Origin of the sequence: Methanosarcina sp. 1.H.T.1A.1 (assembly GCF_000979295.1) — an archaeon.
Lineage (GTDB): Archaea > Halobacteriota > Methanosarcinia > Methanosarcinales > Methanosarcinaceae > Methanosarcina.
On sequence record NZ_JJQY01000105.1, the window covers coordinates 1 to 26,408 of the forward strand.

Below are 26,408 nucleotides of genomic sequence, written 5' to 3' on the forward strand. Positions count from 1 at the left end.
ACGTAGTAGATGATCCTGAACAAAAATCAAATGTAAGTAACGTAGTAGATGATCCTGAACAAAAATCAAATGTAAGTAATGTAGTAGATGATCCTGAACAAAACACAGATGCACGTAATGTAGTAGATGACCATAAACAAAAAACAGAGGCAAGTGACGTAGTAGATGATCAGGAACAAAAAACAGATGCAAGTCCCGGAGTAGATTGTCAGGAAAGCTCTAAAGTTAACTCTGAACAAAAAACAGATGTAAGTAATGAAAAAAATATCGGAGCGAAAACTGAATCAAAAACCGAAGCATACAACGGCACAAAATCCCTCGAAAATGGGGAAGTGAATCCTGAAATAAAAGTATACAACTGGAAAGACAGCGCAGAAAACGAGTCGGTAATACCTGAGATAAAATCAGAGGGTAGTAGCTGGAACAATCTGAAACTCATACAATCATATCCCTATTCTCTTCGTTCATTTTATACTGTAAACGAGATCGTGAAGATAATCTATAGAGGGCCTGAAACTCTCGGACAGCAGAGAATTGACATATATCTTGTCAAGGAAAAAAGTTCGTACCTTCCTGAAAATGCCATTTCAAACGGCATAAATGAAAACACGATCCCTCTTGATGATGTTTTCAATAATAATACAGAGTCTTACATCCAGATACCTACGACTTTGAACAAATACGGAGACTTATCTCCCCTAAATGTTGGTTCTCTTCCTGCTGGCAGTTACTGGGTCCTTATAACCCTCGCAGGAAACGAAACCAAAAAGCCTGAATCCGAAAAAGAGATTCTTTTAGTGAACTATTTCGAAGTTCTCAAATACGAACTGGAAGCCGGAGTTCCGTATACCCTCGAAGAAGGCGAAAGTTTTGAAGTCAATCTGAACCTGAAGAATGCACCTGCTCAGAAGAATTATACGTACTGGGCTGTACTGATAAGGGAAGATGCCTATACAACATATGAAGGTACAAATCCAGGCGGGATGAATATCGGAATCAGGCCTATCGTGAACGGGATCGATATTATCAGGAGTTTAGAAACCAGTTTGATAAAATCTGAGTCCGAAACCGGAAAAGGAGAACTTGAGAGCAATATCCAGACCCTTATCGGAAAAGGCAACGGCATGATAAGTATAGGCGAAAAAAACCAGAGCATCCTTTCCCTAAAAAGCTTCGAACTTCCTCCCGGAGACTACCTCCTCCTTGCAGGTGCCTATGAAAATGACGAGGGCCTTGCAGGTATAGCCCAGAAAAAACTGAGGATCTCCGCCGAAAACTCATACGGGTCAGGCTCGAAATCCACCTCAGGAAATCAGATCTTCGGCAATATCTCTCCAAGAAAATACACAGTCTCTTCCTTGCTGGGAATTAACCCCCATCTCGAAACTCCAGACGTATTCATATCCAAAGATATCAAACCCTATATTCAGGCAAGAGCATCAGTAGAAGTCGTAAGAAATCCTCCAAAAATCCCCTCCTTCCTGCTAGGTTTTTCAGGAACCCTCCTGATCGGGCTTGCTGTACTGAGGAAATATAGATAAAACCGAAAAATCACATTGCGGGCGGCCACTTCACCCTAAACAGGCCGTCCGACAATTACTGATAGACTTTTTTTTCTTTTTCAGTGACGATTGAAAATTAAAGCTGGGAATCCTTTAAAAGTATCTCTTTCTGGGGGGACTGCGTACTAAGATAACCCACTAATTGTAGTTAGCTTGTGATTTCCATTTTCTAACATCTTTCTCTATCATTTGAGAGGATTCTTCTAAAAACAGTTGTATATTTCCTTATTTCCAGCACCTGTTTTCCAGGCAATCTGCCGCCAATTCCGTCTCCCACTCAACAAATATATATTACTCTTAAAGTATCTTTTATTCATGACCCTTGAGCCCGTGCATATGCATAAGATCTCGGAGCTTGCAGAGAGGATTGACCGTTCATTTGAGTTTGAGGAAACCAGGACGGCTGTAGATATTTATTCTCTGCTTGAGGAGTTGAAGATTGACGGGAAGGTCATCCTGAAGGCCGTGGGCAGGCTCTTTCGGGGGATGGTCAGGACCGAACTGATGGCACAGGGCGAGGACCCATATCCGGTTACTTATGCCTGTGACAGCGGGAGCACGAACCCGAAGACTTATGACAGCGGGCTTTTTGTGGATTTTTGTCACTGCGGGCTGGCTGCAACACCTACTGATCTTGATCTACAGAGGTGCAGGACAATTGTTTGTGCTGCTTATTCCTCTTCGCAGAGGATAGCAATGCAGGCGACATCAGGCTGGGAAACTTTTGATGAAGGGCTTGGGAGGGCAAAGCTGGTCACAATTGCTCCGGACGAGCTGAAAAGAAAGGCTCCTGACATGGTGCATAGTTTTGCCATGTACCTGGCAGAATCCGAGCACATGCTTTTTATGAAGGACATGCTGGAGCCGGAGAGCTTTTTCATAATTGACGGGCCTATTTATCCGAAACAGCTCATGTACTGGATGGTGCTGGACGACGAGGAAGTGCAAGTCCGGCAGAACAATGACGCCCGAAAAATCCTTCAGAATTACATTGATATTATGGATCATTTTCTGGAAAAGCAGAAACCTGTGATAGGATTTGTAAAAAATCCGACTGACGTGCAGATCATGGACAGTGTCCGGAAGAAAAGGGAAGCTTTTGACCTGCCCTGGATGCTTGACGCTCAGTTTTTCCGAAACCTCCTCTCCCCTCAGAAAGTTGATAGCCCATCCGGGCAGGGGCATGATGGGAGGAATTCCAAAAATAACGGGAAAAACGGTAAGTTTAACGGTTCCAGAAATACTTATATTACTTACACCAACTGGTTTTTACAGCCCAACAGGTTTTACGAGAAGCTGCTTAACGGGACTTCCCCTCTTGCAGCCGGGGACACGCTCCAGCAAAAGCTCAGGCATAAGTTTTCGCCTGAGGATTATGCCCTCTGTTTCTTCATGCTTTACGTGCCTTCTACAGATGTGGTTTTTAAGGTTGAAGCTCCTTATGGGCTTATTAAGGATGATTCCCTGCGCATGCAAATTACCAAAAAAGTGCTCTTTGACCTTTCTCTGCATGGGTTTCCCCTTACCCTCACAAAGGCAGACCACCTCGCAAAAATCAGGAAAGTGGAGAGGGGAGAGATCGATAAATTCTTTGAAAATATGAGTCCTGATATCACTTATAATGACACTCGGTGGGGTAATATCAATGAAATATGAAGATTCCGATATTCTGGCTTTTATTTCCGATAAGTCAAAACCGACTTCTGCTCCTGAAAAGGATGCCGGATCAGAAGAAATTGCAGGATCAAAGGAAAGTCCCGAGAATGAGGCGAAAGGCCCGGAAAAGAAATACCTGGAAAAGGATCTGCTTACGGAAGCCTCCGGTCCGGACTCGCTGCCAGCTTTTGAAGAATTCCCTGTTCCTTCAGCTGAGGCTCCCATGGAAGATGACCCGCAGAACTCTTTTTTCCCGGATGGTTCTTCCATTTCCCGGCTTTCCGGAAAAGACGAACTTCCATTTGAAGCATTTGATGACTATGATATCGGAACCTCCAGAGTTACTCCCTCTCTGGATGAAGCTTTCGGGATCGTCACAACCGGCATAGAGCCTCTGGAAATAACCCCCTCCGGAGCTACAATTACAGGATACATTGCTTCTGCCCGCAGGAGTGAGATCCGGCTCGGGACATATGTTGTTGTGCCGTATGAGGGTGGAGAAAAACTCTTTGCAAGGGTAGGAAAACTTCAGTACAGGCAGGAGTTTGCCGTAGATGATGCAACTGAAATCCACTCGAGGCGCATGCTGAATGCCCGGGCAAGCCCTATGAATGAGGCAGACTACAAGTTCCTTGCCTGCCTTGACCCCCTTTGCATCCTGTACCGGAAAAAAGCAGACAGCGCACTCACGCGCAGGATGGCAGACAGAATTCCCCGTCCGAACACTCCCATACTGCCTGTAACGGACAGGCTTGAAGTCCAGACGGGCCTGAACATTCCGGAAGAGGGTGTTTTCCTCGGGCACCTCAGCGTTGGAGGAGAACTTGTAAAGACCCACTCAGAGCCCGAAACAGTTGCTTATTACCTGAGAAACGACTATTTGCTGGGCGACCCCCTTATTTTCAGGCATATGCTGATCTGCGGGAGCACGGGAACAGGAAAGACTTTCCTCTCAAAAAACATCCTGCGCCAGTTCATGACTGAAGACAACAGGTATCGGCTGCGGAATTCTCCCGATAAAGCCCAGAAAAATCCCTGCCTGGTAATCATGGACCCGCAGGATGAATATTCTCAGCTTTTTGAGGATAACGAAACCCTTACCGAAGAGGATAAATTCAGGTTTGAATCCGAAAATGTCACTTATGGCAGGATTCAATCCACAAAGGCTTTTGTAGCAAAGGTCGAAGGGCAGAAATATCCCGGAGATAGGTCAAGGGCAGAACAGGTCGAGTTTACAATTCCTTTTTCTCTTGTGGAATACAACTCCTGGCTGATTGCGGCAGCCGGGATGTCCGAACTTCAGCATATAGGGCTTGAAGTGCTCCTCGGGGACTTTTTTAAATCAAGCGTTCCCCATACCTACCTGAACTTCATTAGCCATATTGAAAATGAAGGTACTCGTTCCGACTATGTTGACAGTGGAAAACTGCATGAGTCCTCTTATGATGGAATCGTGCGGAGAGTAAAAAGCCGCTTTTTCTCAAAGGTTTTTGACCAGGATGCAACTCCAATCACCGAAATCCTGGACAAAATCTTCAAGCCAGGGCAGGTTTCGGTTTTCCCAACCGAGTACATAAGTTCTCCCAGAATCAGGGATCTCATAGTGCTCACAATCATGAGCCTGATTGTTGACAATAAACTCAGCACCTCGGGTGTAGAGGCGATCAAAGAAACTCCAATAATCCTGGCACTTGATGAGGCTCACCGCTATCTTTCCAGTGCAAACGGTGAACATTCCCGCCTCATCATCTCCCGTTTCGCAGATGCAGCCCGCCAGGGAAGAAAAGAAGCTTTGGGGCTTTTTTTGATCACTCAGGACCCTCAGGATATTGATGACACCGTCTTCAAGCAGGTCAACACAAAGCTGATCCTTAACCTCAATAATGATGCTGCAATCTCAGCCTTAAAAGTCCCTAAAGAATACGAACGCAGGATTCCCTATCTCAAAAAAGGGCAGATGATAATCCACAGCCCTGACAACAGTGATATTGTGGAAATCCTCGGGCTTTCAAACTGCGTTGTGAGACACCGCTAAGAGAATACAGTCCACAAAAAAGGAAATGCCAAAATGTTTAAGACCTGATCCTGAAAGGGGATGTCAGTACATGCCCTTACTGGGCAGGCATGTACTTTTTCCTCTCTGCCGGGCAATTTTTATTCCCGGCATTTTCTTTCAGGTTTTGTTTTTTCAGGTTTTATCTTCTTTTTGCCGTTTCAGAGTTTTTCGAAAAGCAGCATATTGTCCAGAACAGCCTGGATATTCCAGTATACATAAGTTCTATAGGCTTCGGAGTCGACGATGTCGTAAATTGCCATGCCTCCGACATTCCAGGAAACTCTTTTGATAAGTTCGCTCTCTTGCAGTTTGTCTACGAACGCTTTGAGTTTGCTGAAGTCATCGATACTTTCTCTCCAGTCCGCAGCCCTCAGTCCGCTGTCTCTGTCTGCGTTTGCCATTTCCATCTTCTGCAGGGCAAATGCATATATCTCGAGCAGGTCGATGTTTGCAGGCGAGACGTTCCTGACAATCGGGGCCCCTTCTCGCATACTTTCTTTCAGCCTTTCCGTAAATGCAAAGAGGTCGTCGGATGTCAGGGTCTTTTCGGCTATCTTTCCTTTTAATGTTTCAAGAGTCTGTTTCATGATATTTTACCCCTACATAATATGGCTCACATAGTCTTATTTTTAAGGGTGAGTTCCAGGGAGTAGTTCATTCACACCTAAAATAAGTAATAAGTTTTCTATATTAAAATGATTCTAAATCAGTTAGTTCTATGAGTTATTCACTCACACACCTAAAACAGGATTATCTGTTTTCTGTATTAAAATTACCCGTCATTTATAAAGATACAACTTAAATATTAATATTTTTCTATTGTAATTCTCAAAAATAATATCTTTTACGCTGTAAACTGAAGTAATTTAACTATTAAACAGACATTTCCTTTCCAGGATTTTATCTAAAAGATTAAACATTTTATCTAAAAAATCCAGGATTTTATCTAAAAGATTAAACATTTTATAAAAAAGATAAAAAATGATGGGATAGCGCGGATTTGAACCGCGGTCCAAGCGTCCCAAACGCTCGAGGATGGACCAAGCTACCCTACTATCCCAAGGGTACTTCCTCTCAAAGGTTATTATCCTTTATATAGCTTTCGTTAGAACATGCATCTGTACTCTGACTTTACGATTCAAAACTTCCAGCCCCACTTTCATTAATTCTTGTCATTGTGTTGGGGTCCCCCCTTATCCTCAGCCTTTTTCCGTCACTCCCAGCGCTGATAGATGTCGTTTTCCACTCCTAAAAGGTCAAGCGCCCTGCCAGCCATGATGTCTATGAGGTCATCCAGGGTTTTCGGTCTGGAATAGAAGCCCGGGCATGCCGGGAGAATACTTGCCCCTGCTTTTTTAGCCTTCAGCATGTTTTCGAGGTGTATGAGATTAAGAGGGGTCTCGCGAGTCATCAGGATAAGTTTCTTCTCTTCTTTCAGGCAGACGTCTGCAGCCCTTGTGAGGAGGGTGTCAGATATCCCGTTTGCAACTGCCCCGAGAGTTTTCATACTGCAGGGAGCAATAACCATGCCTGCAGTTTTATGGGAACCACTTGCTATAGGCGCTGAAAAGTCCTTCTGGGAATAATTCCAGGTTGCAAGTTTTTCCACTTCAATGGGTAAATAATCAGTTTCGATCTCGATTATCTGTTTTGCAGCTTCGGTCAGTACAAGATGGGTCTTAATCCCTTTTTCCGCCAGCACTTCAAGAAGGCGGATCCCATACTGTACCCCTGAAGCCCCGCTAATTCCTACAGTTATTTCCATTATTCGCTTCTCCTTGCTGTCATGTCACTTTTTTCACAGGAGGCGATGAAGCTTCCAACCATCTCCTCTGCGGCTGAGACTATTTTCCCTATCTCTTCCTGGCTGATATTATCCACATGAATTCCGGCAACAAATACCGATGTCTTTCCTGTTGCCCTGCTTACCCGCCTTGCGCTGTCCAGGGCAAGCTGCTCTTCCCTGTGTCCGGGCAGTGTGATCACAGAAGAGCTGGCTCTCCTGCTTTTTTCATCAAATAGCCCGACTGCAACTGCACCTGCATGCTCCTCTCCGCCGGTAAGGGTCAACAGGTAGTCTTCCCCTAACTTTTTTGCTTCAAGTATGATTTCTACACTGCCGACTTTCCTTGTGGTTTTAAACAAAAGTTTTACTCCAGTATTTTAAGTTTTTTCCAGATCACTCAGCTTAAATTGTTTTGTGGTTTTTTTTACGTTAAAGTATTCCTTTGCAGCTTTTCCCACGGCTTCGCAGTGCTCTTTCGGGCTGTATACTCCCATTCTCCAGTTATCCATATGGGCTTCCTGCAGGATTGATACGAAATGTGAAGCTTCATTAAGCGGGATCATCCTGTGATCTGCTTTTATCATTGCTTTCATTTCCAGCATTTCAGGAGTCTTTGGAATATCCACAATCACGAATTGTGGGTCTACTCCTGCAAGTTCTGCAATCTCCTTTTCAGTTCTCTCAATTTTATCACGGTGCTTGAGCACACCTTTTCCTGCATCTTCAAGCCCTGTATAAAGCGCCCGCTTATAGAGTTTACGCGCATCCAGCCGCCTTGCAAGTTCTCCTGCATATCCGCTTGCGTTTCGCATGGCTGCTGTCAGGTCGGTGTCATCCATCTGCCTGAGCCTGGACGGGTCAAGTTCCCTATTTTTGATCATGTACTCCACGGCTTTTGAGCACATTGCTTCCGAGATTCTGGTCACGTGATGATAGTAAACCGAGGTATTCATCCAGAAACGGGAAACCAGAAGAGATTCAGCAGCTTTCAATCCTCCGTAGTCGACAACAAGCCTGTCTTCGTAAAAGTGCATCTGGTTGATCAGGCGGTTGTAGTCAACGACCCCGAAAGCAACGCCTGTGTAATGAGCGTCCCTGACAAGGTAGTCCATCCTGTCCACATCGATCTCACTGCTGAGGATCTGCCCTAAAGAGGTCTCGCCTTTGACGTGTTTTGCAAGGTCTCCGGGGGAAATCCCGTGCTTTTTCAGCACTTCTTTTATTTCCCCTTTCCCTACAATTTCCTTTACATCATCATGCCTGTGCCGGGTATACTTGTCGATAACATTCTCGGTTACGTGGGAAAAAGGCCCATGCCCTACATCGTGCAAAAGGGAGGCAGCTCTTATCTCCTTTTTTTTATCCTCTTCAATAGAGTCGAGGTTTTTCATCAGCATGGAGGCAAGGTGCATGGCCCCGAGGGAGTGTTCAAAACGGGTATGGTTTGCTCCCGGATATACAAGGTTTGAAAAGCCAAGCTGCTTGATCCTTCTGAGGCGCTGCATCTGTGGGGTAGCCAGAAGTTCCTGGACGATTTCATCCATTTCGATGTAACCGTGTACGGGATCAAGGACAACTTTCATTATTCTTTAGACAGATGTCATTATATATTGCTGTATCTATTACTTTGATGCTATTACTTTGATACTGCATAAGTTGCAGAAGCACCTGCCTACCCGAAGGCTGAAAAAAAATCAGGGAAAAGGTATTATCATGATCATATTGTCAGGAGGCACCGGAACTCCCAAACTCCTTGACGGGCTCAAGGAAATCCTCCCGCCGGAGGAACTGACCGTTGTTGTAAACACTGCCGAAGACCTGTGGGTTTCTGGGAACCTGATCTCTCCAGACCTCGATACAGTTCTCTATCTCTTCTCAGACCAGATCGACCGGAAGAAATGGTGGGGTATAGAAAACGATACCTTCCGGACTTATGAGCGCATGCAGGAACTCGGGGTAGAAGAAAGTATGAGGCTCGGGGATCGGGATCGTGCAACCCATATTATCCGCTCAAACCTCATCCGGGGTGGGGCATCTCTTACGGAAGCCACAGTAAAGCTTGCATCCCTTTTAGGGATCGATGCAAGCATTCTACCTATGTCAGATGACCCGGTTTCTACCTGTATCGAGACCCTGAATGGGGTTATGCATTTTCAGGACTTCTGGGTTGGAAAACACGGAGAGCCCGATGTGCTTGGAGTTGACATAAGAGGCGTTTCCGAAGCTTCAGTTGCTAAAAAGGTCCTTGAAGCCCTTGAGACGGATGACAGAGTCCTCATAGGCCCGAGCAACCCCATAACCAGCATAGGTCCTATTATTTCCCTGCCGGGGATGAGAGAACTGCTGAAAAAGAAAAAGGTGGTCGCAGTCAGCCCTATAATAGGCAATGCTCCTGTCAGCGGGCCTGCAGGGAAGCTGATGCAGGCCTGCGGGCTTGAAGTCTCTTCCATGGGAGTTGCAGAGTACTATCAGGAATTCCTTGACGTCTTTGTTTTCGATGAAAGGGATAGGGCAGACGAATTCGCGTTCGAGAGACTTGGCTGCCGTGCCTGTCGTGCTGATACCCTGATGACCTCAACAGAGAAAAGCAGGGAACTGGCAGAGTTCGTAGTCGGACTTTTTGACACCGTATTCTGATTTTTCAATTTTCCATTTTAACTTTTTTTCTTTCTTTTCTTTCCCCTAAATTTCCTTTTTAATTTTTTCTCTTTCTTTTCTTTCCCGTAAATTTCCTTTTTAATTTTTTTCTCTCTTTTCTTTTTCCCGCAAATTTCCTTTTTAATTTTTTTCTCTCTTTTCTTTTTCCCGCAAATTCCTTTTCTTTCTCTTTTTTCTACTTATATGGTCTTCAACGTTAACATAATTCGAAAGTTTTATGTATCCTTTTTTCTTCTTTTGTAACACTAAAAAACATAAAATTGAAATTTTGTCTTAATTTTTAAGTTTAATTTTCTGGTAAATACCATTATTTTCCCGATTAAATCACTTATTAACGGGTAGTAGAGGAAAAAGCATGATTGGAAGAAGTGTAATTGCTAACAGGAAAATCAAAACAAAAATCATAGATTTTGTTTTACTTACAATACTTGTTTTCTCCCTTGGTTCTATTCAAGGGATGGCAGCTGAAGCCGATAATCAGGAGTTGATGACTCGGGTTTTTGCCGCAGCCGAAGAAAGCCTCGGAGACATCGGACCTGAAGACACCCTTATAATCACGGACATCGGTTCTCCTGCGGAGTCTTATGTTTTTCTGGACGATTTCTATTCGGAGTTTTATGGAAGGGAGTTACTGTACACAAAGAACCTGCTTATCGTCCAGAACGCAAGGAATGCCCCTCTCTGGTTTGCTTTCTTTGACAAATCCAGCGGAGACTGCACTTTTATCGAGGTTTCATATGGAGCTGAGAATGAGATAAGTTACCAGGTAACTGAAAATATAGATTTTGATACACTTTCCGAAAACCCGGAGTCCATAGCCGCCTGGAATGAAAAAGTAAGCTCAAAGGTGTTTGAAGGGCGTGAATTTGCCATTCTTACAATCTCAAACGGCTGGGCCACCGGAAGTTTAGATTATGAACTGATGCAGTGCCTGGAATTGCACAACCACTTCTGTCCCGGGGTTTCAAGCGGCTATGTACTTGCAAACTGGATGGAAGAGAATTACCCGCTTGAAGAAGGGGTGAGTTATACGGTTTTCTCCTGCCCCAACTGGTGTAAAGAAGATGTTTTTGTAAAGCGCTGGGATGCATCTCCTGGAAAAGGAGGGGTCTGGGTATCTGCGCTGACAGCCGAAGAAATAGAAGCCATTGGTGGCTCTCCTGCCGGAATCTTCGTGGTTACGGATAAAAACGCCGGAACTATGCAGGCAGTGGTACTCGGGTTTGACTTTGATGCGTTGAGTGCGGAATGTGGAGCAAAAGAAGATGATCCTGCCTGGGTTTCTAAATATCTGAGAGATCTCTGTCTTATGGACAGGAAAAACTGGGATAAGGAAGGACTTGTTACGGAAATCGCAGTCATTGACATTGATGAGGATACCCTGAGCGAAATGAAACAGGCGGGTGCCAATCCCTATGTTGTTCTTGGGCTGCTCAACCCGGCAGGAAATGTCAATCCCTCAAGAAACGGGTTTCCTGGCATCGGCAGATGGATGAATAAATCTAAAGCCTGAATGAAAGCCTGAATGAAAGCCTGATATTTTATGGATGAGAGCTTTTGACGGGTTTTTTAACCCTTTTTCTTTTTGCTTTTTTTTGCTTTTTTTCTTTGGTATGAAGGTACGTAATTTGAAAGGTACTTTCTTTTCTTTGTGCTTGTTATTTGAAGAATTTCATGTTTGTTTTTACTTTTTCCGTCTTCGTTTTTCCACAGTCAAACTATTCTTTTTTATAGTTCTCTTATTTTTTCCAGAACTCTTTACTTTATTATCCTTAAATTTATTAATACTGACATAGCTATTTATTACAAATTTCCATGCGTCCCGGATGTAAATGATACTGGAAAACCAAAGTTATATCAAGTACTTCAATGTTTCCTGAAATTGATTTATCTTTCCCGGTAGCGCGTTTGTATATCCGTCTCCACTTCGGAGGGCAGTATCCTCGAGGGAGCAGGATACGATTTCAGGGTTTTTTACTTCCCGGAATATTAAGACAGCCAAAAAAGGTTAAAACAATGCTTGAAAGACTGAAAGATTCACTAATTAACTCCCCTGTGATAAAGCGAGGGGAATATAACTATTTTATCCATCCTATTTCTGATGGTGTACCTTCCATCGATCCCCATATGGTAGAAGAGATTTCCGATTACATCGCAGAGATAGCAGATATGAACGTTGACACTATCCTGACTGTGGAAGCTATGGGCATCCCGGTTGCAAATGCCCTCTCCCTTAAAACCGGAATCTCTCTTACCATCGTCCGGAAGCGCCCTTACTTCCTTGAAGGAGAAGTGGAACTCTCCCAGAGCACAGGCTATTCGAAAGGTGTCCTCTATATAAATGGGCTCAAAAAGGGAGACAGAATAATTATTGTTGACGACGTTATCAGTACGGGTGGAACGCTTCTTGCACTTGTAAAGGCGTTACAAAATATGGGCGTCGAAGTAAAAGATGTAATTTCCGTTATAGGGCGCGGAGACGGCTATCTTAAGCTAAAGGAACTCGGATTTAAACCCAAGGTTCTCGTCACAATTGATGTTAGTGAGAAAGGCGTGGAGATAAAGGATGTCTTTGGGGATCAGTGAAGCATTCGATTTAAGGCCTGACTATATAATCAGCGTAATTAAGGATACGAAAGCAAAGCTTGTGGGCTTTCAGTTTCCTGAAGGGCTGAAACGCAAAGGTCCGAAACTTGCAAAAGCCGTTGAGGAGGCTACCGGAGCCGAGGTTCTCATCTCAGGAGACCCCTGTTTTGGGGCTTGTGACCTTGATCGGACTCTCCTTGACCATGTTGATATTCTTTTCCACTTCGGGCATGCGGAACTGGAAGATGTCAAGCTTTCAGATAAAGTGTACTTTATCGAAACTCGCTCATCAATTGATGTCCGGCCTGTTGTTGAGAAGGCTGTCCCGGAACTTAAAGGACAGAGAATAGGGCTGATCACCACTGTCCAGCATGTCCATAAGCTTCCGGATGCATGCAGTGTGCTTGAGAAACTGGGAAAAACCTGTGTTATCGGACGTGGTGACTCCAGGATTGCCTATGCAGGGCAGGTGCTCGGCTGCAATTTTTCGGCAGCGAGGGATGAAGACTGTGATGAGTACCTTTATATCGGAAGCGGGGATTTCCATCCCCTCGGGGTATCCCTTTCCACAAAAAAACGTGTCCTTGCAGCTGATCCATTCTCCGGTGAAGTCCGCGAGGTTAACCCTTCAAAGGTTCTCCGCCAGCGGAGTGCGGTAATTGCAAAGTCTCTGGATGCGCAGGTTTTCGGGATCATTGTCTCAAGCAAAAATGGGCAGAAGAGGATAGAACTTGCTTCTTCTCTCAAAGAACTTGCAAGGAAACATGGAAAAGAAGCACACCTGATCCTTATCGATCTCGTAACTCCTGATCAGCTGCTTCAGTTCAAGGTAGACGCTTTCGTAAACACCGCCTGTCCCAGGCTTGCTGTGGATGAAGTGGGACGTTTTCCTTCCCCAATGCTAACGCCACAGGAGTTTGAGATCGTGCTTGGAGAACGTGAATGGGAAAAGCTTGTACTGGACGAAATTACCGAGGAACCTGTATAACCTTTTACCAAATGCCCGCATAACCTCTTATCAGATATAATACAAAGAAAAATCAAAAGATATGAAACAGAGAAAACTTGAAATGCTGCTTGAAGAAGTCGAAGGGTTTTCTGATCCCGAACTTGATCTTGAACAATACCAGACTCCTTCTCCCCTTGCTGCGGAAATACTCCATTTTGCTTATATGCAGGGAGACCTTGAAGAATCAGTCCAGGACCTGGGCTGCGGTACCGGTATTCTTGCAATAGGGGCAAAACTTCTGGGAGCCAGGGAGGTCGTGGGGTATGATACGGACCCGAAGGCGCTTGAGGTTGCAAAAAAAAATGCCGAAAAGCTTGGAGTGGAGGTGGAGTTCGTTTGCTCCGATATTACGGAAGTCTCAGGGCATGTAAAAACCACACTTATGAATCCTCCATTCGGGGCAAGAGTTAAAGGCAGGGACAGACCCTTTCTTTCGTCAGCATTAAGAACAAGTGAGGTAATATATTCCATCCACAACCGCGGAAGCCTTGCTTTTATCCAAAAGTTCATTAAGCCTGCGGTCATTACACACTCTTACGTTGCGAAATTCCCTCTAAAAAGGACTTTCGATTTCCATCAAAAAGAAAGAGAAATTATTGAGGTAGAGATTTACAGGGTTGCTGTTCATGAATAAAGCCTGTGTTCAGGAGCCATTTAAGGCCTCATGTTTTACAGCTTTGCATCTTCAGATTTCATTTTAAAAGGCGGAATTAATAACTCTATTGTATAGAGTATTGTATAGAGAACAGGTCATGGTGTTAAGAATAAATCCGTAATACATAGAACAAATCCATGGCGTAGACAGATACTTTGGGACAGATAATCTGAAATAAATAAGCTGGGGTACTTTACAATAATCTAATTTGTATGTATTGAAATGTATGCCATGCTGCAAGGGAAGAATTAACTGGAAGATATTATGAAAGGAAATTACTCCTATTCCTCCCGAAGATGAGTTCTCTATGAGTTCAATTGCCGCCAAAAACTCTATAAAGAAAACTCTCTAAAGATTACTGAAAAACCATTAAAACGACTTATCTATCCACTAATAGCGATAATTCGAATGAGGGATCATGATTAGAATCCGAAAAAATAAAACTACTAGGAAAAAATTAACAGGTCCTGGTGAAGGAAAGACGATTGCTGAAAAATCGGTCCCTGCAACTGCAGAAAGCAGGGATCAGTCAAGGGACCAGTCAAGGGACCAGTCAAGGAGCCCTCAAAGGGAGCAGTCCCGGGACAAGTTTAAAAGCCAGCCCCGAACCCAGTCCAGGGATCAGTTCAAGGGTCCGGCAAGGGACCAGTTTAGAGGTCAACCCAGGGGCCAATCCAGAGGTCAGCCCAGGGATCAGTTCAAGGGTCAGTCTAGAGACCAGCCCACAGATCAGTTCAAAGGCGACCCTAACAAAAAGAGAAGGTTCCCATATCCTAAGAAAACTCCCCGAGATAGGAAGGAAATGTCAGGATCCAGGCCTCCTGTCGAAGAAGCCGTGAGATCTGAAGAAGACCTTGAAAAAGGAGGTTTTGTTCTTCCGGGAGAACTTGTCGGAACTACAGAGGAATTCAAACCAGGCGAAGGAACAGCGGTAATTGCTGGAGATATTTATTCTACTGCTACAGGCAATGTACTCATTGACCGAAAAGCCAGAGTGGTCCTGGTTAAGCCAAATACTCTTACTCCAAATCTCCTTAAAGTAGGAAACATAATTTACGGCAGGATCACTGACGTCCGCGAGTCCGGGGCAATGGTGGAAGTTGCAGCAATTGAAGGAAAAGAAAACAGGGAAATTGTCAGCTCAAGGCCCGGAGATATCCACGTTTCAAATGTAAGGGATGCCTATGTCAAGAGACTTTTAGATGAGTTCAGACCGTCTGATCTTATAAGAGCCAAAGTCATTGAAGTTGACAGAATGCGCCTTACCACAGCCGAAGATTCTCTTGGAGTTGTAAAAGCTTACTGCTCAAACTGCAGAGGGGAACTTGTGCTGGAAGGGAAAAAGCTTAAATGCCCTGTCTGCAATATGACTGAAACCCGTAAGATTTCAACCGAGTACGGGAAAGGAATAAGGTAAATTTCTCTTTCCCTATCTTACTTTATGCAGGTTTCGACATTTTATGATAAATTATGTATTTTATGGCAGGCTGTTTATAGCAGGCTATATTATTCACCATTTACAGGTGGTCACCAATGGAACTGAACATCATTAACAAAACAAATAACGAGCTCGAAGTCGAGTTCAGAGGCGAAACTCATACCCTTCTCAATCTTCTCAAGGACCTCCTGATTAAAGATGAAAGGGTTGAAGCAGCTTTTTACGATATGAAACACGTGAGCATCAGTGATCCTATCCTTTACATCAAAACCGATGGTACGGACCCGATTCTGATCTTAAAGGAAACGGCAGCAATAATTGTTGCTCAGTGCGATGAGTTTATTGAGGTCTTCGGCAAGGCAGTAAATGCCTGAAGCCTATGACTGCAGGACGTCTCTTTAATAGACGTTTTGCTCCTTTTTCTTTATCAGGAACCCTTTCCTGCTCTGTACTTTCAGGTAAAGGTTTTTGGATAGTATTTCCTTTTTCATTTTACGCTTTTATATAAATGAAATTCGTCTATCCCTTCTATGGCAGTCTTCTTCTACGGAATTTTACTTCTACGGTAGTTAACTGTCCTTTTTATAGCTATTTCTGGAATACATTTTTATTAATTCGTGATAATACCACTGGTACGTAGAGCTCTAAGCAGGTTAATTTACATAAAAAATGCTAAATCAATCCACAGTAAATGTTTTTATTCCAGGCAAGAATTTAATAATTCACATCATAAATTTACAGTTATCACTGAGGTATACATAATATGACACTTGACGACTCATATTTACAGAAGTTTGGTTTCATAAAGCGAGAAACCCTTGGCAGCATAAATATTGACCCTCTTCAGACTGGCGGGCTTTTGACCGAGGCTGCCAGGCAGACTCTTGTTGAATGGGGAGACGGTTACTCTGTCTGCGACTTCTGTGGAGGGGTTCTGGACCAGATCAAAAAGCCTCCTATCCATGATTTCGTACACCAGGCTCTTCCAGAGTTCCTGGGTTGTGATGAGGCAAGGGTCACAAACGGGGCAAGAGAGTCCAAGTTTGCAGTTATGCATTCCATGGGAAAGCCCGGGGACTGGATCGTGCTTGACGGGCTTGCCCACTACTCCTCTTACGTTGCAGCCGAAAGAGCCGGCTTGAATATCAAAGCCGTACCACATGCAGGCAGCCCCGAATACCGCATGGACCCGGAAGGTTACGGAACTGCAATTGAAGAAGTTATCAAAGAAAGTGGAAAACCTCCAGCTCTTGCCCTTGTAACATATCCTGACGGGAGCTACGGAAACATCCCGGATGCCGGAAAGATAGCGTCCGTCTGCCACGAATACGATGTTCCTCTCCTCCTGAATGGGGCTTACTGTGTTGGAAGGATGCCTGTTTCCGCAAAAGAAATCGGAGCCGACTTTATCGTGGGCAGCGGGCACAAGTCGATGGCAGCGTCCGGGCCTGTCGGAGTGCTAGGCGTAAGTGAGGAATATGCCCCAATCGTGTTCAGGAAATCCGTACACAGCAAGGTAAAGGAAGTCGAACTTCTGGGCTGCACTGCCCGCGGGGCAACGGTTATGACCCTGATGGCTTCTTTCCCTGAAGTGGTAAAGCGCGTCCGGAACTGGGACCAGGAAGTCGAAAACGCCCGCTGGTTCTCTGCAAAGCTTCAGGACCTGGGCTTTATCCAGCGCGGACAAAACCCCCACAATCACGACCTTATGTTCTTCGAAGCACCGGGTTTCTACGAGATATCCCAGAAGGTAAAGAACGGCAGATACTTCCTATACAAGGAATTGAAGAGCCGCAACATCCACGGCATCAAGTCCGGGCTGACAAAGTATTTCAAGCTCAGCACCTTCGGGGTCGGAAAGGAAAAGCTCGGTGTTGTTGCGGAAGCCTTTGAGGATATCCTGAAAAAGTACGAGACTATTTAAAATCCGCGAAATCAGATCGTTTTTGATGCCCGGGAGTAATCTGACAGTCTGTCCCGAAATCCGGGCATCATGATTACTTTTTTTGAATCTACCTTTTGAAACCGGGATTAGACTCTCATTCCGAATGATGGATTTCTCTGAAAAGGTCTTATTCCGAATGATGGATTTCTCTGAAAAGGTCTTATTCCGAATGATGGATTTCTCTGAAAAGATGCTTGAACACGAAAAGGTGCAGAAAGAGTTTCTCGGTCCTCAGTGCATGATCAAGTACCTTGAACCTGGGGCAGGTCAGGGCTTGATATGGCAAAGGGTTTCCGAATCAACAGACGGATCTCGAAAAGCGAAGGTAAAATGAGAATGTGTAAAGGAAGGTAAAAAAAGAAGATAGAAAGTTTCAGGCATCTTGCCAGCTTTTAAGCTTTTCACCTGTTTACCTGAAATCTTTCAACTGCTCAAAATCAAGGGTTGCAAAATAGTCCTCAATGGTTTCTGCCCGGCGGATCTGCACAACGCTTCCGTCTTCTCTCAGCAGGAGTTCGGCAGAGCGGAGTTTTCCGTTGTAGTTGAAGCCCATGGCGTGCCCGTGGGCTCCGGTGTCGTGGATTGCCAGGACGTCACCTATTTCAATTTCGGGAAGCATCCTGTCGATTGCAAACTTGTCGTTGTTTTCGCAGAGGGAGCCGGTTACGTCGTATTTGTGGGCAGGAGCTGCCTTTTCTTTTCCGAGGACGGTTATATGGTGGTATGCCCCATAAATTCCAGGGCGCATGAGGTTTGCCATACAGGAATCCATCCCAACATAGTCCTTGTACGTGCTTTTGAGGTGCCTGACCTGAGATACAAGATAGCCGTAGGGGCCTGTGATGACCCTGCCGCATTCAAGGTAGACCTTGAGTGGAGCGAGCCCGTTAGCTGTGATGGTGGCGTCGTAGGCTTCTTTCACGCCTTTTGCTATGGTTTCCAGGGAGACTGGCTCCTGCTCGGGCCTGTAGGGGATGCCTATTCCTCCGCCGAGATTTACGAATTCGAACCGGATTCCAAGTTCCTTTGAGATCTCAACTATGAGTTCGAAGAGAATCCTTGCGGTTTCCGCGAAATAATCGGGATTAAGTTCGTTCGAGGCAACCATTGTGTGCATTCCGAAGCGCTTTACGCCTTTATCCCTGAGGATCCTGTACCCTTCAAACATCTGTTCCTTTGTAAAACCGTACTTTGCCTCTTCCGGCTTTCCGATGATTTCGTTTCCTTCTTTCAGGGAGCCGGGGTTGTACCTGAAGCAGACTATTTCCGGAAGTCCGGCATACTTTTCCAGGTAGGGGATGTGGCTGATGTCGTCAAGGTTGATGTAGCCTCCCAGTTCCTTTGCTTTTACAAACTCATCAGCCGGCGTATCATTGGAACTGAACATAATATCGTCGCCGGTCATCCCTGCTTTTTCCGCAAGGATCAGCTCGGGAAGGGAACTGCAGTCCGCCCCGAAACCCTCTTCTTTGAGGACCTTAAGGATGAAGGGGTTAGGGAGAGCTTTTACAGCAAAAAACTCTTTGAAGCCGGGAACGTCTTTAAAGGCGGATTTCATTCTTCTGGCGTTTTCCCGAATGGCTTTCTCATCGTAAATATGAAAAGGGGTGGGATATTTTTCCATTATTTTCAGGATATCTTCTTTGTTGAAGGGGAGGTCCTTTGAAACCATTATTGTAACCTTTTGCCTGATTTTTGTTTAAATCGATTTTAATACCAATTTGAACTTTTATTCCTTTATTAGTTTTTCCACTATCTCGGGTACTGCATAAAAAAGTATTGATCTATGGAAATAGAACGTTGTTTTAAAATACGTTAACTTTCTGTTATTTAATGCCAGTCTCGTATAACTCGGCTATTTCCGGATTATCCTTCATCTCGTCCCCTTTGAGTTCCCAAAAAACTCAGCAATCCTCTTATGATTTTCTTATAGGACGTGAGCTTTTCAACCTCCTCAATAAGTTCTGCAAGCTCTTTAAACCGCGTCATTGCCCCCTCAAGTTTCAGAAACAGATATTCACTTTCATCGAGGGGTAAACCAGTATTTTCCGACATCTCGTCCCTTTTACCGAAAACTTTAATATCTAAAAGATGCATGAGATGAGTACACAGCAGTTCCTTAAGACAGTTTGCGACCGTGGTTTAGTGGCTATGACCTGAGCTTCCCAAGCTTAGAACCCGGGTTCGAATCCCGGCGGTCGCATCCCAAGCTTTTTTAAAACTTCAATCTGCAAAAAAATGATTATTTTAATTTTAAGCGTTGTTTACTTTTGGTTTTAAGTGTTTTTTACGTTTAATTTAATCTTTGTTTACGGCAGAATTTTTAATTTTCGTTTAATTTTCGGGATTTAAACGTCCGAAAAATCAAGTGAAAACTTTTTTCTATAGGCCATTCCCTGAAATATTGCCACGAGGTCTCCTTCGTCATCAGTGATATTTACAGTATATGTGGCAATTTTAGGGTTTATTGAAGTTTCCTTTGCTTCGGCTGTGAGAGTCCCTTCTGTTGCAGCTTTTACAAAAGAGATGTTTGAATTGATCCCAACTGCAGCAATCCCGTATGCGTTTGAGGCTGCAGCAAAAGCAAGGTCTGCAAGGGTAAACAATGCCCCTCCCTGAACTATATTTAAACCATTAAGATGTTTTTCTTCAATTACCATCCTGGCTTTTGCATATCCTGGGGTAACTTCCAGCAGTTCTATTCCTGCATGTGCAGCGAATTTGTCTTTTTTAAAAAACTTTTTGAGATCTTCCATGTAATAACTCCGATAATTGTCAGTGAACTACCCATCATTGAAATGACGGGCATTCTGCCTTCGTTTTTCGTAAAGTAGTGGTTCATTTAACATGTTCACAGTTAAAGTTATTCATCCAGAACTGCGCCAGCCGGATCTCACTTCTCTCTAATTTCATTTCTCTTTTATTTCCCTTCTGCCATGCCCTGAACTTAGTCATCAAAATCCTTTTGAGCATCAAAAATCATTCCTTCTTAGCGGGTAAACGGGGGACAAAAACCAGTGCCCTCTGGAAAAATTTTCAGTTGAAACTTCTGAAGCGGCAGGGGTTTCTGGCTGAAAGCACAAGGAGTCAGATGGGGATTTTCATGATTGAAAATATGGAAAAGGACGCCGAATTCTGGAAAGCATTTTCTCGGAGGGCTGTACAGGTCCTTACAGGCTTATTCCTGATGGCAGCAGTCTTCTTTCTCTCTGCTGGTCGGACCGACCTGCCCAGGGCATGGTTTTTCTTCGGGCTTTATGCCGTTTCATTGCTCTCCAATATGGTTATTTTTCTCAAGTTCAACCCGGAGGTCATCAGGGCACGGAGCAAAATAACCAGAGAGGAAATGAAGTGGTGGGACAGGATTTTTGTGGTGCTCTACATCCTGCTTATTATCCTGATGTTTATTGTGTGCGGCCTCGATGTGGGAAAGTTTCAGCTTTCAAGCCCTGGGATGGAGTTTCTGGTTGTCGGCGTGATAATGTTCATCGCAGGTTGGCTGTTTGTAGCGTGGGCAATGGTCGAAAACAAGTTTTTTGAGACAACGGTTCGCATCCAGAAGGACAGGGAACATACGGTTGTTTCCACCGGGCCTTATGCCATCGTCCGGCATCCGGGCTATGCCGGGATGATTCTGTTTTACGGCTGTGCACCGTTTATCATCGGCTCGTTTTACGGGCTAATCCCTGCACTGTTACTTGCTTTTGCTTTCGTTTTCCGTACCTACTTTGAAGACCGGATGCTCTACGAGGAGCTTTCAGGATATAAGGAATATACAAAGAAAGTAAGGTACCGGCTTGTTCCATTCATCTGGTAAGGCTGCTGCAAAAGCAGGTAAATATCCAAAACAGATTATAATTTTTGCAAGTAAATAGAATTATATTCAAGAAGCAATTTCTATCTAAAGATAGCATTTGATAGAATACGTACCCAACTACTCTTCCAGATGTTAAACGCAGTAATGGAGGAATCTGCCTGAATAAAAAAAGTTTAATGTATTTTGGTGCTCTTTTTTTCCTGTTTTTGGTAATCTTACTAATTTTTACAATGCAAGAGGAAGACAGTCCTTCCGGGTTTGAAACCGTGAACGTGGACGAAGCAAGGGAATTGATTGAAAATGGCGATATTTTCGTGCTTGACGTCCGCACTCCTGCCGAGTTCAACGAATCGCATATCGAAGGGGCAACCCTTATTCCTGTTACGAATTCCGGCGGATCGAATTTGAGCCCTGGTCAGCTGCTTGAGGCCCGGATAAACGAAGTTCCGAAAGGCAAAAAAATACTGGTTTACTGCAGGAGTGGGCGCAGAAGTGCTGCTGCAAGCCAGATACTGGTTGATGCCGGCTACACTGGTGTTTATAACATGGGCGGCGGAATCAATGAATGGATAGCAGCAGGGTATCCTGTCGTAAGTTAAGCAGACCGGAAAACCGGCGGTCGACATGCGCCGAGACGCTATACATCTAGGAAAAATTAAAAAACAATCATTTCGATTAAGCATGTAAATGATAGGGGAAAATAGCAGGAAGAAAGACCGGATAAGCTGGGTTATAAGCATCTTTATGCTTTTACTGGCGGCTGCAACCTGGATGATTATGGGCGAGAGATGGAGGTCTTTAAACCATCTGCCAGTCTATGTTTATGCAGGAGTCCTTGTATTCTATCTGCGGGTAGAAAAATTCGCATACAAAGGCTCGGACCTTTCAGGAATACAGTCAAATAAATGGACTCGCCACCTGCTTTTATTCTTCTGGTGGCTGCTGTTAATTGTCCCGGCTCTCGAATACAGCCTTTTTCCGCGGTACAACTTTGCCGTTATAATTACAGGAGCAGTGCTGACAGTAATTGGGACAGTTCTCCGGGCCTGGGGTATATGGACACTTGGTAAATACTTCTCTGTCCATATAGAGATCAAGGACAACCATGAGCTTATCGAAAACGGTCCCTATAAATTCATCAGGCATCCGGCTTATGCAGGAAACATAATACAGGCTGCCGGTATTCCTCTTATCCTCAATGCTTACTATTCCCTCAGCATATCGGCAGTGCTGATTTTCCTGTTCTTATACAGGTTGAAGCTCGAAGAAGAAGTCTTAATACGGGAAGTGAAAGGGTACAGGGATTATGTAAAAAGAACGGACAGGCTGGTCCCGAAGGTGTGGTAAACCCAAAAAGTATGGTGGACTAAAATATCGTAGATTCAAATTATGATAAGCTTAAACACAGTCAGGCAATCAGTCAGGCAATCAGTCAGGCAACAATTGATATTTCTTGACTGATGAATGGACCGGGCCTATTCACAAACTTCTATACTCTTTTGTGCCCAAACATTTTTAATTTATTAATCTGCATCTCTTTTTTTAAACCAGGTTGCTACATTTTTTCTCTTCTAATTTCACCTGCTAATGAGGACAATCACAAATATTTATATACCCAATATCCTATCGTAAACACTATATCTCTTGATAAATATTTGTTTATCTACAGTATAAATTATTTACTGGATAGGTGAGCATAAGTGTTTCATAATGAGTTAAATATTTCATCTATACTCCGAGCTATTACGTCCCTTAAAGATTCAAGAAACTTCACTTACAGAAATTTTAATCTATCTTTGTTCTGATTTCCAGAGGCGCAAAACGAAATGGAATTCTCTGTACTGGCACATGTTGATGTCATTCTTGGCTTTGCCATCTTCATCCTTACCATATTTTCCAAATTTGAAGTCCCTCCGGTGATGGGCTTTCTTGTAACCGGAATGCTGATCGGGCCTTATGGGCTTGGAATTCTTAACGGTGGGCAGAATGTAGACCTGAATTCCGAGCTCGGGGTTGTCTTTTTGCTTTTTACGATAGGAGTTGACCTCTCCTTAAAAGAACTCTGGAAAATGAAAACGGCCGTAATGGTCGGGGGTTCTCTCCAGATTCTCTTAACGACAGCGATAGTTCTTATTGTATGCTCATATCTCGGTTTTAGTCCTGCTACCTCTACTTTTCTCGGTTTCTTAATTTCACTTAGCAGTACCGCGATAGTACTCAAAGTTTTTCAGGACCGAAATGAAGTCTATACTCCCCAGGGAAAAACATCGCTTGCAATTCTGATCTTTCAGGACCTGGCTATCGTACCTCTGATCCTGATCACTCCTATACTTGCAGGAAGTTCTGTGAGTTTTGATGGAGCCCTTCAGAGTATGTTCTTCAAAGGTTCCCTCGTTATACTGGTTTTTATCCTGAGCGCCAAATTTCTGGTTCCCTGGATATTTTACCATGTAGGCAGGACAGGTAGCAAACAACTCTTTCTTGTGAGTGTTGTTTTCATCTGCTTATCCGCAGCAGTCTTTACTTCCAGTATCGGGCTGTCTCTAGCTCTCGGAGCCTTTTTAGCCGGGATCGTTATATCCGGGTCCCAGTACAGCCAGCAGGCAATGGGTAATATCTTACCTTTGAAAGACATGTTCATGAGTTTTTTTTTCGTGTCCATAGGTATGCTTCTTAATATCAGTTATCTTCTTGATCATCTCCCTCTTCTTATCCTTGCAGCAGTTGCCCTTATTCTTATAAAAGCAGTAGCAGGGGTCGCTATAACCTTCCTCCTGGGATACCCACTCCGTACAACTATACTTACAGGACTCGCACTTTCACAGGTAGGAGAATTCTCCTTTGTCCTTTCGAGGCTGGGGCTGGAATACTCTCTTCTGACAGAGGAGACTTACCAGGCATTTCTGGCAGTTTCAATCGTTACTATGGGAGTTACACCCTTTTTGATTAATGCTTCTTACAAACCTGCTGACTTTCTTATCAAGAAGGTATCTGGCACTGATTTCGGTATGAAACTGGTAAAAGGGTTGTACTCCGAATCCTTTGAAGAGAAAGAAAATGTCGAGCCTGACATGAAAGACCACCTTATAGTCGTAGGATTTGGTTTTTCCGGGAAGACTATCTCAAATGCAGCAAAAACCGCAGACATCCCATATATTATTGTAGAATCAAACCCTGAAATTGTTAAGCAGGAAACGATGAAAGGGGAAAGAATACAATATGGAGATGCAGTATTTGGGGCTGTACTGGAACATGCGGGAATAAAGAATGCCAGAGTCCTTGTAATTGGTATATCTGACGCAGCTGCTACAAGGAAAATAGTAGAGAAGGCAAAGGAGCTGAACCCTAACATCTGCATCATTGCAAAGGTACATGACCTGCAGGAAATGAAGCGGCTCAATACACTGGGTGCAGATGAAATAATCCCGGAAGAATACGAAACTTCAGTAGAGATCTTTGTCCGCCTGCTTGAAAAATATCTTGTCCCCAGGGAAGACATCGAAAAAATGGTCGATGATGTGAGGGCTAACGGTTACAGGAGATTGCGAAAACTTGTTGTTGACACAGGCGTTGACAGCGGGTTCAGCATAAAGGACGGGCTTCCGGGAATCGATATTCAGGTCCTTAAAGTGGGCAGAGGCTCTGATTTCGACGGAAAAACCCTTGCAGACCTGGAGTTCAGGAAAAAGCATGGAGTAACCGTACTTTCGGTTCGCAGGCGTTCAAATATGATCTCTACTCCAGCCGGGGACTTCCTTCTTCAGGAAAATGATGCCTGTATCCTCCTGGGAAAACCTGAGGAACTGTATAATGTAAGAAAGTTTTTTAAAAGTGCCCGGGGATAACCGGCACTTCTCCTCTTCTTTTTTTTAATTTTTCCCATTCCATCCATACAAATATATCCAATCCGTCCAGATTTTTCCCCATGCGCAGGATAATTCTCGCGTCTGCATCCCCAAGGCGAAAAGAACTGCTTAAACAGCTGATCGGAGACAATTTTATTGTTTTCCCGAGTTCTTATGAAGAACCTCCTCAGCCGGGTATGAACCCTGAAGAGCTTCTTCTGAAGCATTCCGTTGAAAAAGCCAGGGATGTGGCAAAACACTTCGATTCCGGGATTTTAATCTCTGCTGATACGTCGGTGCTCTATAATGGAGAAATCCTGGGAAAACCGCACCTGCCGGAAAAAGCTGAGGAAATGCTGGAAAAGTTAAGTGGAAAGAAGATTCAGGTTATAACCGGACTCACGGTCCTGGACCTTGACAGCGCGCAGGAAATCAGTGAATCCGAGTCAACAAACGTCTGGATGGCTAACATAAGTAAAGAACAGATTTCAGCTTATGTAAGGACGGGAGAACCTCTGGATAAAGCAGGGGCTTTTGCAGCTCAGGGAAAAGGGGCAGTGCTGGTGGAAAAAGTTGAGGGGGATTTCTTTAATGTGGTTGGACTTCCTCTTTTTCGGCTGGGTAAAATTCTGGAAAGGCTTGGGGTATCGGTGTTTGAAGAAGGCTTTTCCTGATTCTCCTTTCCTGCTCGGGAGCTTCAGGCTTTTTGATTCAGGAGTGTTTACCAGGAGCTCCAAAAGTAATAAAGCAATTAGAAGTAATAGTAACAGTAACAGATTGGGCTAATTTTTCCCATTATTAAATAACCAGAGGTGTTCCGAATGCTGCAAGTTTACAATACCCTGACAAGAGAAAAAGAGATATTCAAACCTGTAAAGGAAGGTGAGGTTTCGATTTATGCCTGCGGACCTACGGTCTACAATATGCCCCACATAGGAAACTATCGGACCTTTCTGATGACGGACAATATTGCACGGACCCTCGAATACTTCGGGTACAGGGTAAAACTCGTAATGAACATTACGGACATCGATGACAAAACTATCAGGGACTCAAAAGCAGCCGGGATGTCTCTTAAGGACTTTACGGATAAATACACGGCAGAATTCTTCAAAGGCCTTGATCTGTTGAACATAAAACGGGCGTCATTGTATCCGCGGGCAACAGAAAACGTTGAAGGCATGATCGAACTTGCACGGGAACTGATCGATAAGGGGCTGGCTTACGAAAAAGGCGGGTCTGTTTATTACAGGATTTCAGGGTTTCCGGATTACGGCAAGCTTTCAAAGATTGATTTTGATAACATCATAATTGGCGCATCTGTGGACGTGGACGAGTATGATAAAGACCTGTCTCTTATACACATCTGACGCTGCCGACGAATAGAGAGGTGTA

General features: G+C 44.2%; 24 protein-coding genes, 2 tRNA genes and 1 pseudogene. 19 read left to right on the forward strand and 8 right to left on the reverse strand.

Annotation, left to right across the window (positions count from 1 at the left end; all coding sequences use genetic code 11):
• The 3 genes from EO95_RS10890 to EO95_RS10900 form a co-directional block, all read left to right on the forward strand.
• On the forward strand, positions 1-1,541 hold a 1,541-nt coding region (locus tag EO95_RS10890; protein ID WP_052733568.1), incomplete at its 5' end, for a TIGR04279 domain-containing protein.
• A 336-nt stretch (positions 1,542-1,877) separates the two neighbouring features.
• Positions 1,878-3,218: a DNA double-strand break repair nuclease NurA gene (locus EO95_RS10895; RefSeq protein ID WP_048134711.1), complete on the forward strand. Its 1,341-nt coding sequence runs from the start codon at positions 1,878-1,880 to the stop codon at positions 3,216-3,218.
• Positions 3,208-5,253 (forward strand): ATP-binding protein, encoded by a 2,046-nt coding sequence (locus EO95_RS10900; RefSeq protein WP_235282974.1) that lies wholly within the window; start codon positions 3,208-3,210, stop codon positions 5,251-5,253. Before EO95_RS10895 ends, EO95_RS10900 begins: the two co-directional genes overlap by 11 nt.
• Before the next feature lie 179 nt (positions 5,254-5,432).
• Here the strand turns inward: EO95_RS10900 and EO95_RS10905 are convergent, their stop codons facing one another.
• The 5 genes from EO95_RS10905 to EO95_RS10925 all read right to left on the reverse strand — a co-directional run bounded on the left by EO95_RS10905 (position 5,433) and on the right by EO95_RS10925 (position 8,643).
• Positions 5,433-5,861, reverse strand: a complete 429-nt coding sequence (locus tag EO95_RS10905) for a hypothetical protein (RefSeq protein ID WP_048134713.1) — start codon at positions 5,859-5,861, stop codon at positions 5,433-5,435.
• 398 nt (positions 5,862-6,259) lie between these two features.
• Positions 6,260-6,334 (reverse strand) — tRNA-Pro (locus EO95_RS10910).
• Between the two features lie 153 nt (positions 6,335-6,487).
• The gene (locus tag EO95_RS10915; protein WP_048134714.1) at positions 6,488-7,039 is read right to left on the reverse strand and encodes a UbiX family flavin prenyltransferase; all 552 of its coding nucleotides are present in this window, start codon (positions 7,037-7,039) and stop codon (positions 6,488-6,490) included.
• Positions 7,039-7,419, reverse strand: coding sequence for a hypothetical protein (locus EO95_RS10920; protein ID WP_048134715.1), 381 nt, complete (start codon positions 7,417-7,419; stop codon positions 7,039-7,041). The genes EO95_RS10915 and EO95_RS10920 overlap by 1 nt, the downstream gene beginning before the upstream one ends.
• 18 nt (positions 7,420-7,437) lie before the next feature.
• Positions 7,438-8,643 carry an HD domain-containing protein gene (locus tag EO95_RS10925; RefSeq protein WP_048134716.1) on the reverse strand — a complete coding sequence of 402 codons (1,206 nt, stop codon included), beginning with the start codon at positions 8,641-8,643 and terminating at the stop codon, positions 7,438-7,440.
• A gap of 130 nt (positions 8,644-8,773) precedes the next feature.
• Between EO95_RS10925 and cofD the strand changes: the two genes are divergently transcribed.
• From cofD to EO95_RS10970, 9 genes are all read left to right on the forward strand, one after another.
• A complete protein-coding gene (gene cofD, locus EO95_RS10930) occupies positions 8,774-9,697 on the forward strand; it encodes a 2-phospho-L-lactate transferase (RefSeq protein ID WP_048134738.1) in 924 nt (307 codons plus the stop codon).
• A gap of 376 nt (positions 9,698-10,073) precedes the next feature.
• Complete coding sequence (locus tag EO95_RS10935; protein WP_235282975.1) at positions 10,074-11,231, forward strand: FmdE family protein; 1,158 nt, start codon at positions 10,074-10,076, stop codon at positions 11,229-11,231.
• Positions 11,232-11,734: 503 nt separating this feature from the next.
• Positions 11,735-12,304 (forward strand): hypoxanthine/guanine phosphoribosyltransferase, encoded by a 570-nt coding sequence (gene hpt / locus EO95_RS10940; protein WP_048134717.1) that lies wholly within the window; start codon positions 11,735-11,737, stop codon positions 12,302-12,304.
• Positions 12,285-13,292, forward strand: coding sequence for a diphthamide biosynthesis enzyme Dph2 (gene dph2, locus EO95_RS10945; protein WP_048134718.1), 1,008 nt, complete (start codon positions 12,285-12,287; stop codon positions 13,290-13,292). The genes hpt and dph2 overlap by 20 nt, the downstream gene beginning before the upstream one ends.
• Before the next feature lie 61 nt (positions 13,293-13,353).
• Entirely contained in the window at positions 13,354-13,947 is a 594-nt protein-coding gene (locus EO95_RS10950) for an METTL5 family protein (protein WP_048134719.1), read from the forward strand.
• A 439-nt stretch (positions 13,948-14,386) separates the two neighbouring features.
• A complete protein-coding gene (locus EO95_RS10955; RefSeq protein WP_048134720.1) occupies positions 14,387-15,385 on the forward strand; it encodes an exosome complex RNA-binding protein Csl4 in 999 nt (332 codons plus the stop codon).
• A gap of 116 nt (positions 15,386-15,501) precedes the next feature.
• Entirely contained in the window at positions 15,502-15,780 is a 279-nt protein-coding gene (locus EO95_RS10960; RefSeq protein ID WP_048134721.1) for a DNA-directed RNA polymerase subunit L, read from the forward strand.
• 389 nt (positions 15,781-16,169) lie between these two features.
• Positions 16,170-17,330 (forward strand): O-phospho-L-seryl-tRNA:Cys-tRNA synthase, encoded by a 1,161-nt coding sequence (gene pscS / locus EO95_RS10965; protein WP_048134722.1) that lies wholly within the window; start codon positions 16,170-16,172, stop codon positions 17,328-17,330.
• Between the two features lie 211 nt (positions 17,331-17,541).
• Positions 17,542-17,685 carry a hypothetical protein gene (locus EO95_RS10970; RefSeq protein ID WP_162197359.1) on the forward strand — a complete coding sequence of 48 codons (144 nt, stop codon included), beginning with the start codon at positions 17,542-17,544 and terminating at the stop codon, positions 17,683-17,685.
• Positions 17,686-17,760: 75 nt separating this feature from the next.
• Here the strand turns inward: EO95_RS10970 and lysA are convergent, their stop codons facing one another.
• Positions 17,761-19,023, reverse strand: coding sequence for a diaminopimelate decarboxylase (gene lysA, locus EO95_RS10975; protein ID WP_048134724.1), 1,263 nt, complete (start codon positions 19,021-19,023; stop codon positions 17,761-17,763).
• Positions 19,024-19,217: 194 nt separating this feature from the next.
• Complete coding sequence (locus EO95_RS17140) at positions 19,218-19,448, reverse strand: hypothetical protein (protein WP_082106014.1); 231 nt, start codon at positions 19,446-19,448, stop codon at positions 19,218-19,220.
• Positions 19,449-19,482: 34 nt separating this feature from the next.
• Between EO95_RS17140 and EO95_RS10985 the strand changes: the two genes are divergently transcribed.
• Positions 19,483-19,554 (forward strand) — tRNA-Gly (locus EO95_RS10985).
• Positions 19,555-19,699: 145 nt separating this feature from the next.
• Here EO95_RS10985 and EO95_RS10990 read toward each other — a convergent pair.
• Positions 19,700-20,107, reverse strand: a complete 408-nt coding sequence (locus tag EO95_RS10990; RefSeq protein WP_048134726.1) for a PaaI family thioesterase — start codon at positions 20,105-20,107, stop codon at positions 19,700-19,702.
• 284 nt (positions 20,108-20,391) lie between these two features.
• Between EO95_RS10990 and EO95_RS10995 the strand changes: the two genes are divergently transcribed.
• From EO95_RS10995 to EO95_RS11020, 6 genes and pseudogenes are all read left to right on the forward strand, one after another.
• Positions 20,392-21,168 carry an isoprenylcysteine carboxylmethyltransferase family protein gene (locus tag EO95_RS10995; RefSeq protein WP_052733569.1) on the forward strand — a complete coding sequence of 259 codons (777 nt, stop codon included), beginning with the start codon at positions 20,392-20,394 and terminating at the stop codon, positions 21,166-21,168.
• A 230-nt stretch (positions 21,169-21,398) separates the two neighbouring features.
• Positions 21,399-21,767 carry a rhodanese-like domain-containing protein gene (locus EO95_RS11000; protein ID WP_235282976.1) on the forward strand — a complete coding sequence of 123 codons (369 nt, stop codon included), beginning with the start codon at positions 21,399-21,401 and terminating at the stop codon, positions 21,765-21,767.
• Positions 21,768-21,855: 88 nt separating this feature from the next.
• Positions 21,856-22,515, forward strand: a complete 660-nt coding sequence (locus tag EO95_RS16785; RefSeq protein WP_052733570.1) for an isoprenylcysteine carboxylmethyltransferase family protein — start codon at positions 21,856-21,858, stop codon at positions 22,513-22,515.
• 479 nt (positions 22,516-22,994) lie between these two features.
• Positions 22,995-25,013: a cation:proton antiporter gene (locus EO95_RS11010; RefSeq protein ID WP_048134728.1), complete on the forward strand. Its 2,019-nt coding sequence runs from the start codon at positions 22,995-22,997 to the stop codon at positions 25,011-25,013.
• A gap of 80 nt (positions 25,014-25,093) precedes the next feature.
• Positions 25,094-25,687, forward strand: coding sequence for a Maf family nucleotide pyrophosphatase (locus EO95_RS11015; protein WP_048134729.1), 594 nt, complete (start codon positions 25,094-25,096; stop codon positions 25,685-25,687).
• A gap of 147 nt (positions 25,688-25,834) precedes the next feature.
• Positions 25,835-26,350 (forward strand): annotated as a pseudogene (locus EO95_RS11020) (class I tRNA ligase family protein); the annotation flags it as partial.
• Positions 26,351-26,408 lie beyond the last annotated feature (58 nt).

What these genes read in the sequence shown, in the direction of transcription:
- EO95_RS10895 (WP_048134711.1), top strand. Translation starts at nt 1,878, where the DNA reads ATGACCCTTGAGCCCGTGCATATGCATAAGATCTCGGAGCTTGCAGAG.
- EO95_RS10900 (WP_235282974.1), top strand. Translation starts at nt 3,208, where the DNA reads ATGAAATATGAAGATTCCGATATTCTGGCTTTTATTTCCGATAAGTCA.
- EO95_RS10905 (WP_048134713.1), bottom strand. Translation starts at nt 5,861, where the DNA reads ATGAAACAGACTCTTGAAACATTAAAAGGAAAGATAGCCGAAAAGACC.
- EO95_RS10915 (WP_048134714.1), bottom strand. Translation starts at nt 7,039, where the DNA reads ATGGAAATAACTGTAGGAATTAGCGGGGCTTCAGGGGTACAGTATGGG.
- EO95_RS10925 (WP_048134716.1), bottom strand. Translation starts at nt 8,643, where the DNA reads ATGAAAGTTGTCCTTGATCCCGTACACGGTTACATCGAAATGGATGAA.
- cofD (WP_048134738.1), top strand. Translation starts at nt 8,774, where the DNA reads ATGATCATATTGTCAGGAGGCACCGGAACTCCCAAACTCCTTGACGGG.
- EO95_RS10935 (WP_235282975.1), top strand. Translation starts at nt 10,074, where the DNA reads ATGATTGGAAGAAGTGTAATTGCTAACAGGAAAATCAAAACAAAAATC.
- hpt (WP_048134717.1), top strand. Translation starts at nt 11,735, where the DNA reads ATGCTTGAAAGACTGAAAGATTCACTAATTAACTCCCCTGTGATAAAG.
- dph2 (WP_048134718.1), top strand. Translation starts at nt 12,285, where the DNA reads ATGTCTTTGGGGATCAGTGAAGCATTCGATTTAAGGCCTGACTATATA.
- EO95_RS10950 (WP_048134719.1), top strand. Translation starts at nt 13,354, where the DNA reads ATGAAACAGAGAAAACTTGAAATGCTGCTTGAAGAAGTCGAAGGGTTT.
- EO95_RS10955 (WP_048134720.1), top strand. Translation starts at nt 14,387, where the DNA reads ATGATTAGAATCCGAAAAAATAAAACTACTAGGAAAAAATTAACAGGT.
- EO95_RS10960 (WP_048134721.1), top strand. Translation starts at nt 15,502, where the DNA reads ATGGAACTGAACATCATTAACAAAACAAATAACGAGCTCGAAGTCGAG.
- pscS (WP_048134722.1), top strand. Translation starts at nt 16,170, where the DNA reads ATGACACTTGACGACTCATATTTACAGAAGTTTGGTTTCATAAAGCGA.
- EO95_RS10970 (WP_162197359.1), top strand. Translation starts at nt 17,542, where the DNA reads ATGCTTGAACACGAAAAGGTGCAGAAAGAGTTTCTCGGTCCTCAGTGC.
- lysA (WP_048134724.1), bottom strand. Translation starts at nt 19,023, where the DNA reads ATGGTTTCAAAGGACCTCCCCTTCAACAAAGAAGATATCCTGAAAATA.
- EO95_RS17140 (WP_082106014.1), bottom strand. Translation starts at nt 19,448, where the DNA reads ATGCATCTTTTAGATATTAAAGTTTTCGGTAAAAGGGACGAGATGTCG.
- EO95_RS10990 (WP_048134726.1), bottom strand. Translation starts at nt 20,107, where the DNA reads ATGGAAGATCTCAAAAAGTTTTTTAAAAAAGACAAATTCGCTGCACAT.
- EO95_RS11000 (WP_235282976.1), top strand. Translation starts at nt 21,399, where the DNA reads ATGCAAGAGGAAGACAGTCCTTCCGGGTTTGAAACCGTGAACGTGGAC.
- EO95_RS16785 (WP_052733570.1), top strand. Translation starts at nt 21,856, where the DNA reads ATGATAGGGGAAAATAGCAGGAAGAAAGACCGGATAAGCTGGGTTATA.
- EO95_RS11010 (WP_048134728.1), top strand. Translation starts at nt 22,995, where the DNA reads ATGGAATTCTCTGTACTGGCACATGTTGATGTCATTCTTGGCTTTGCC.
- EO95_RS11015 (WP_048134729.1), top strand. Translation starts at nt 25,094, where the DNA reads ATGCGCAGGATAATTCTCGCGTCTGCATCCCCAAGGCGAAAAGAACTG.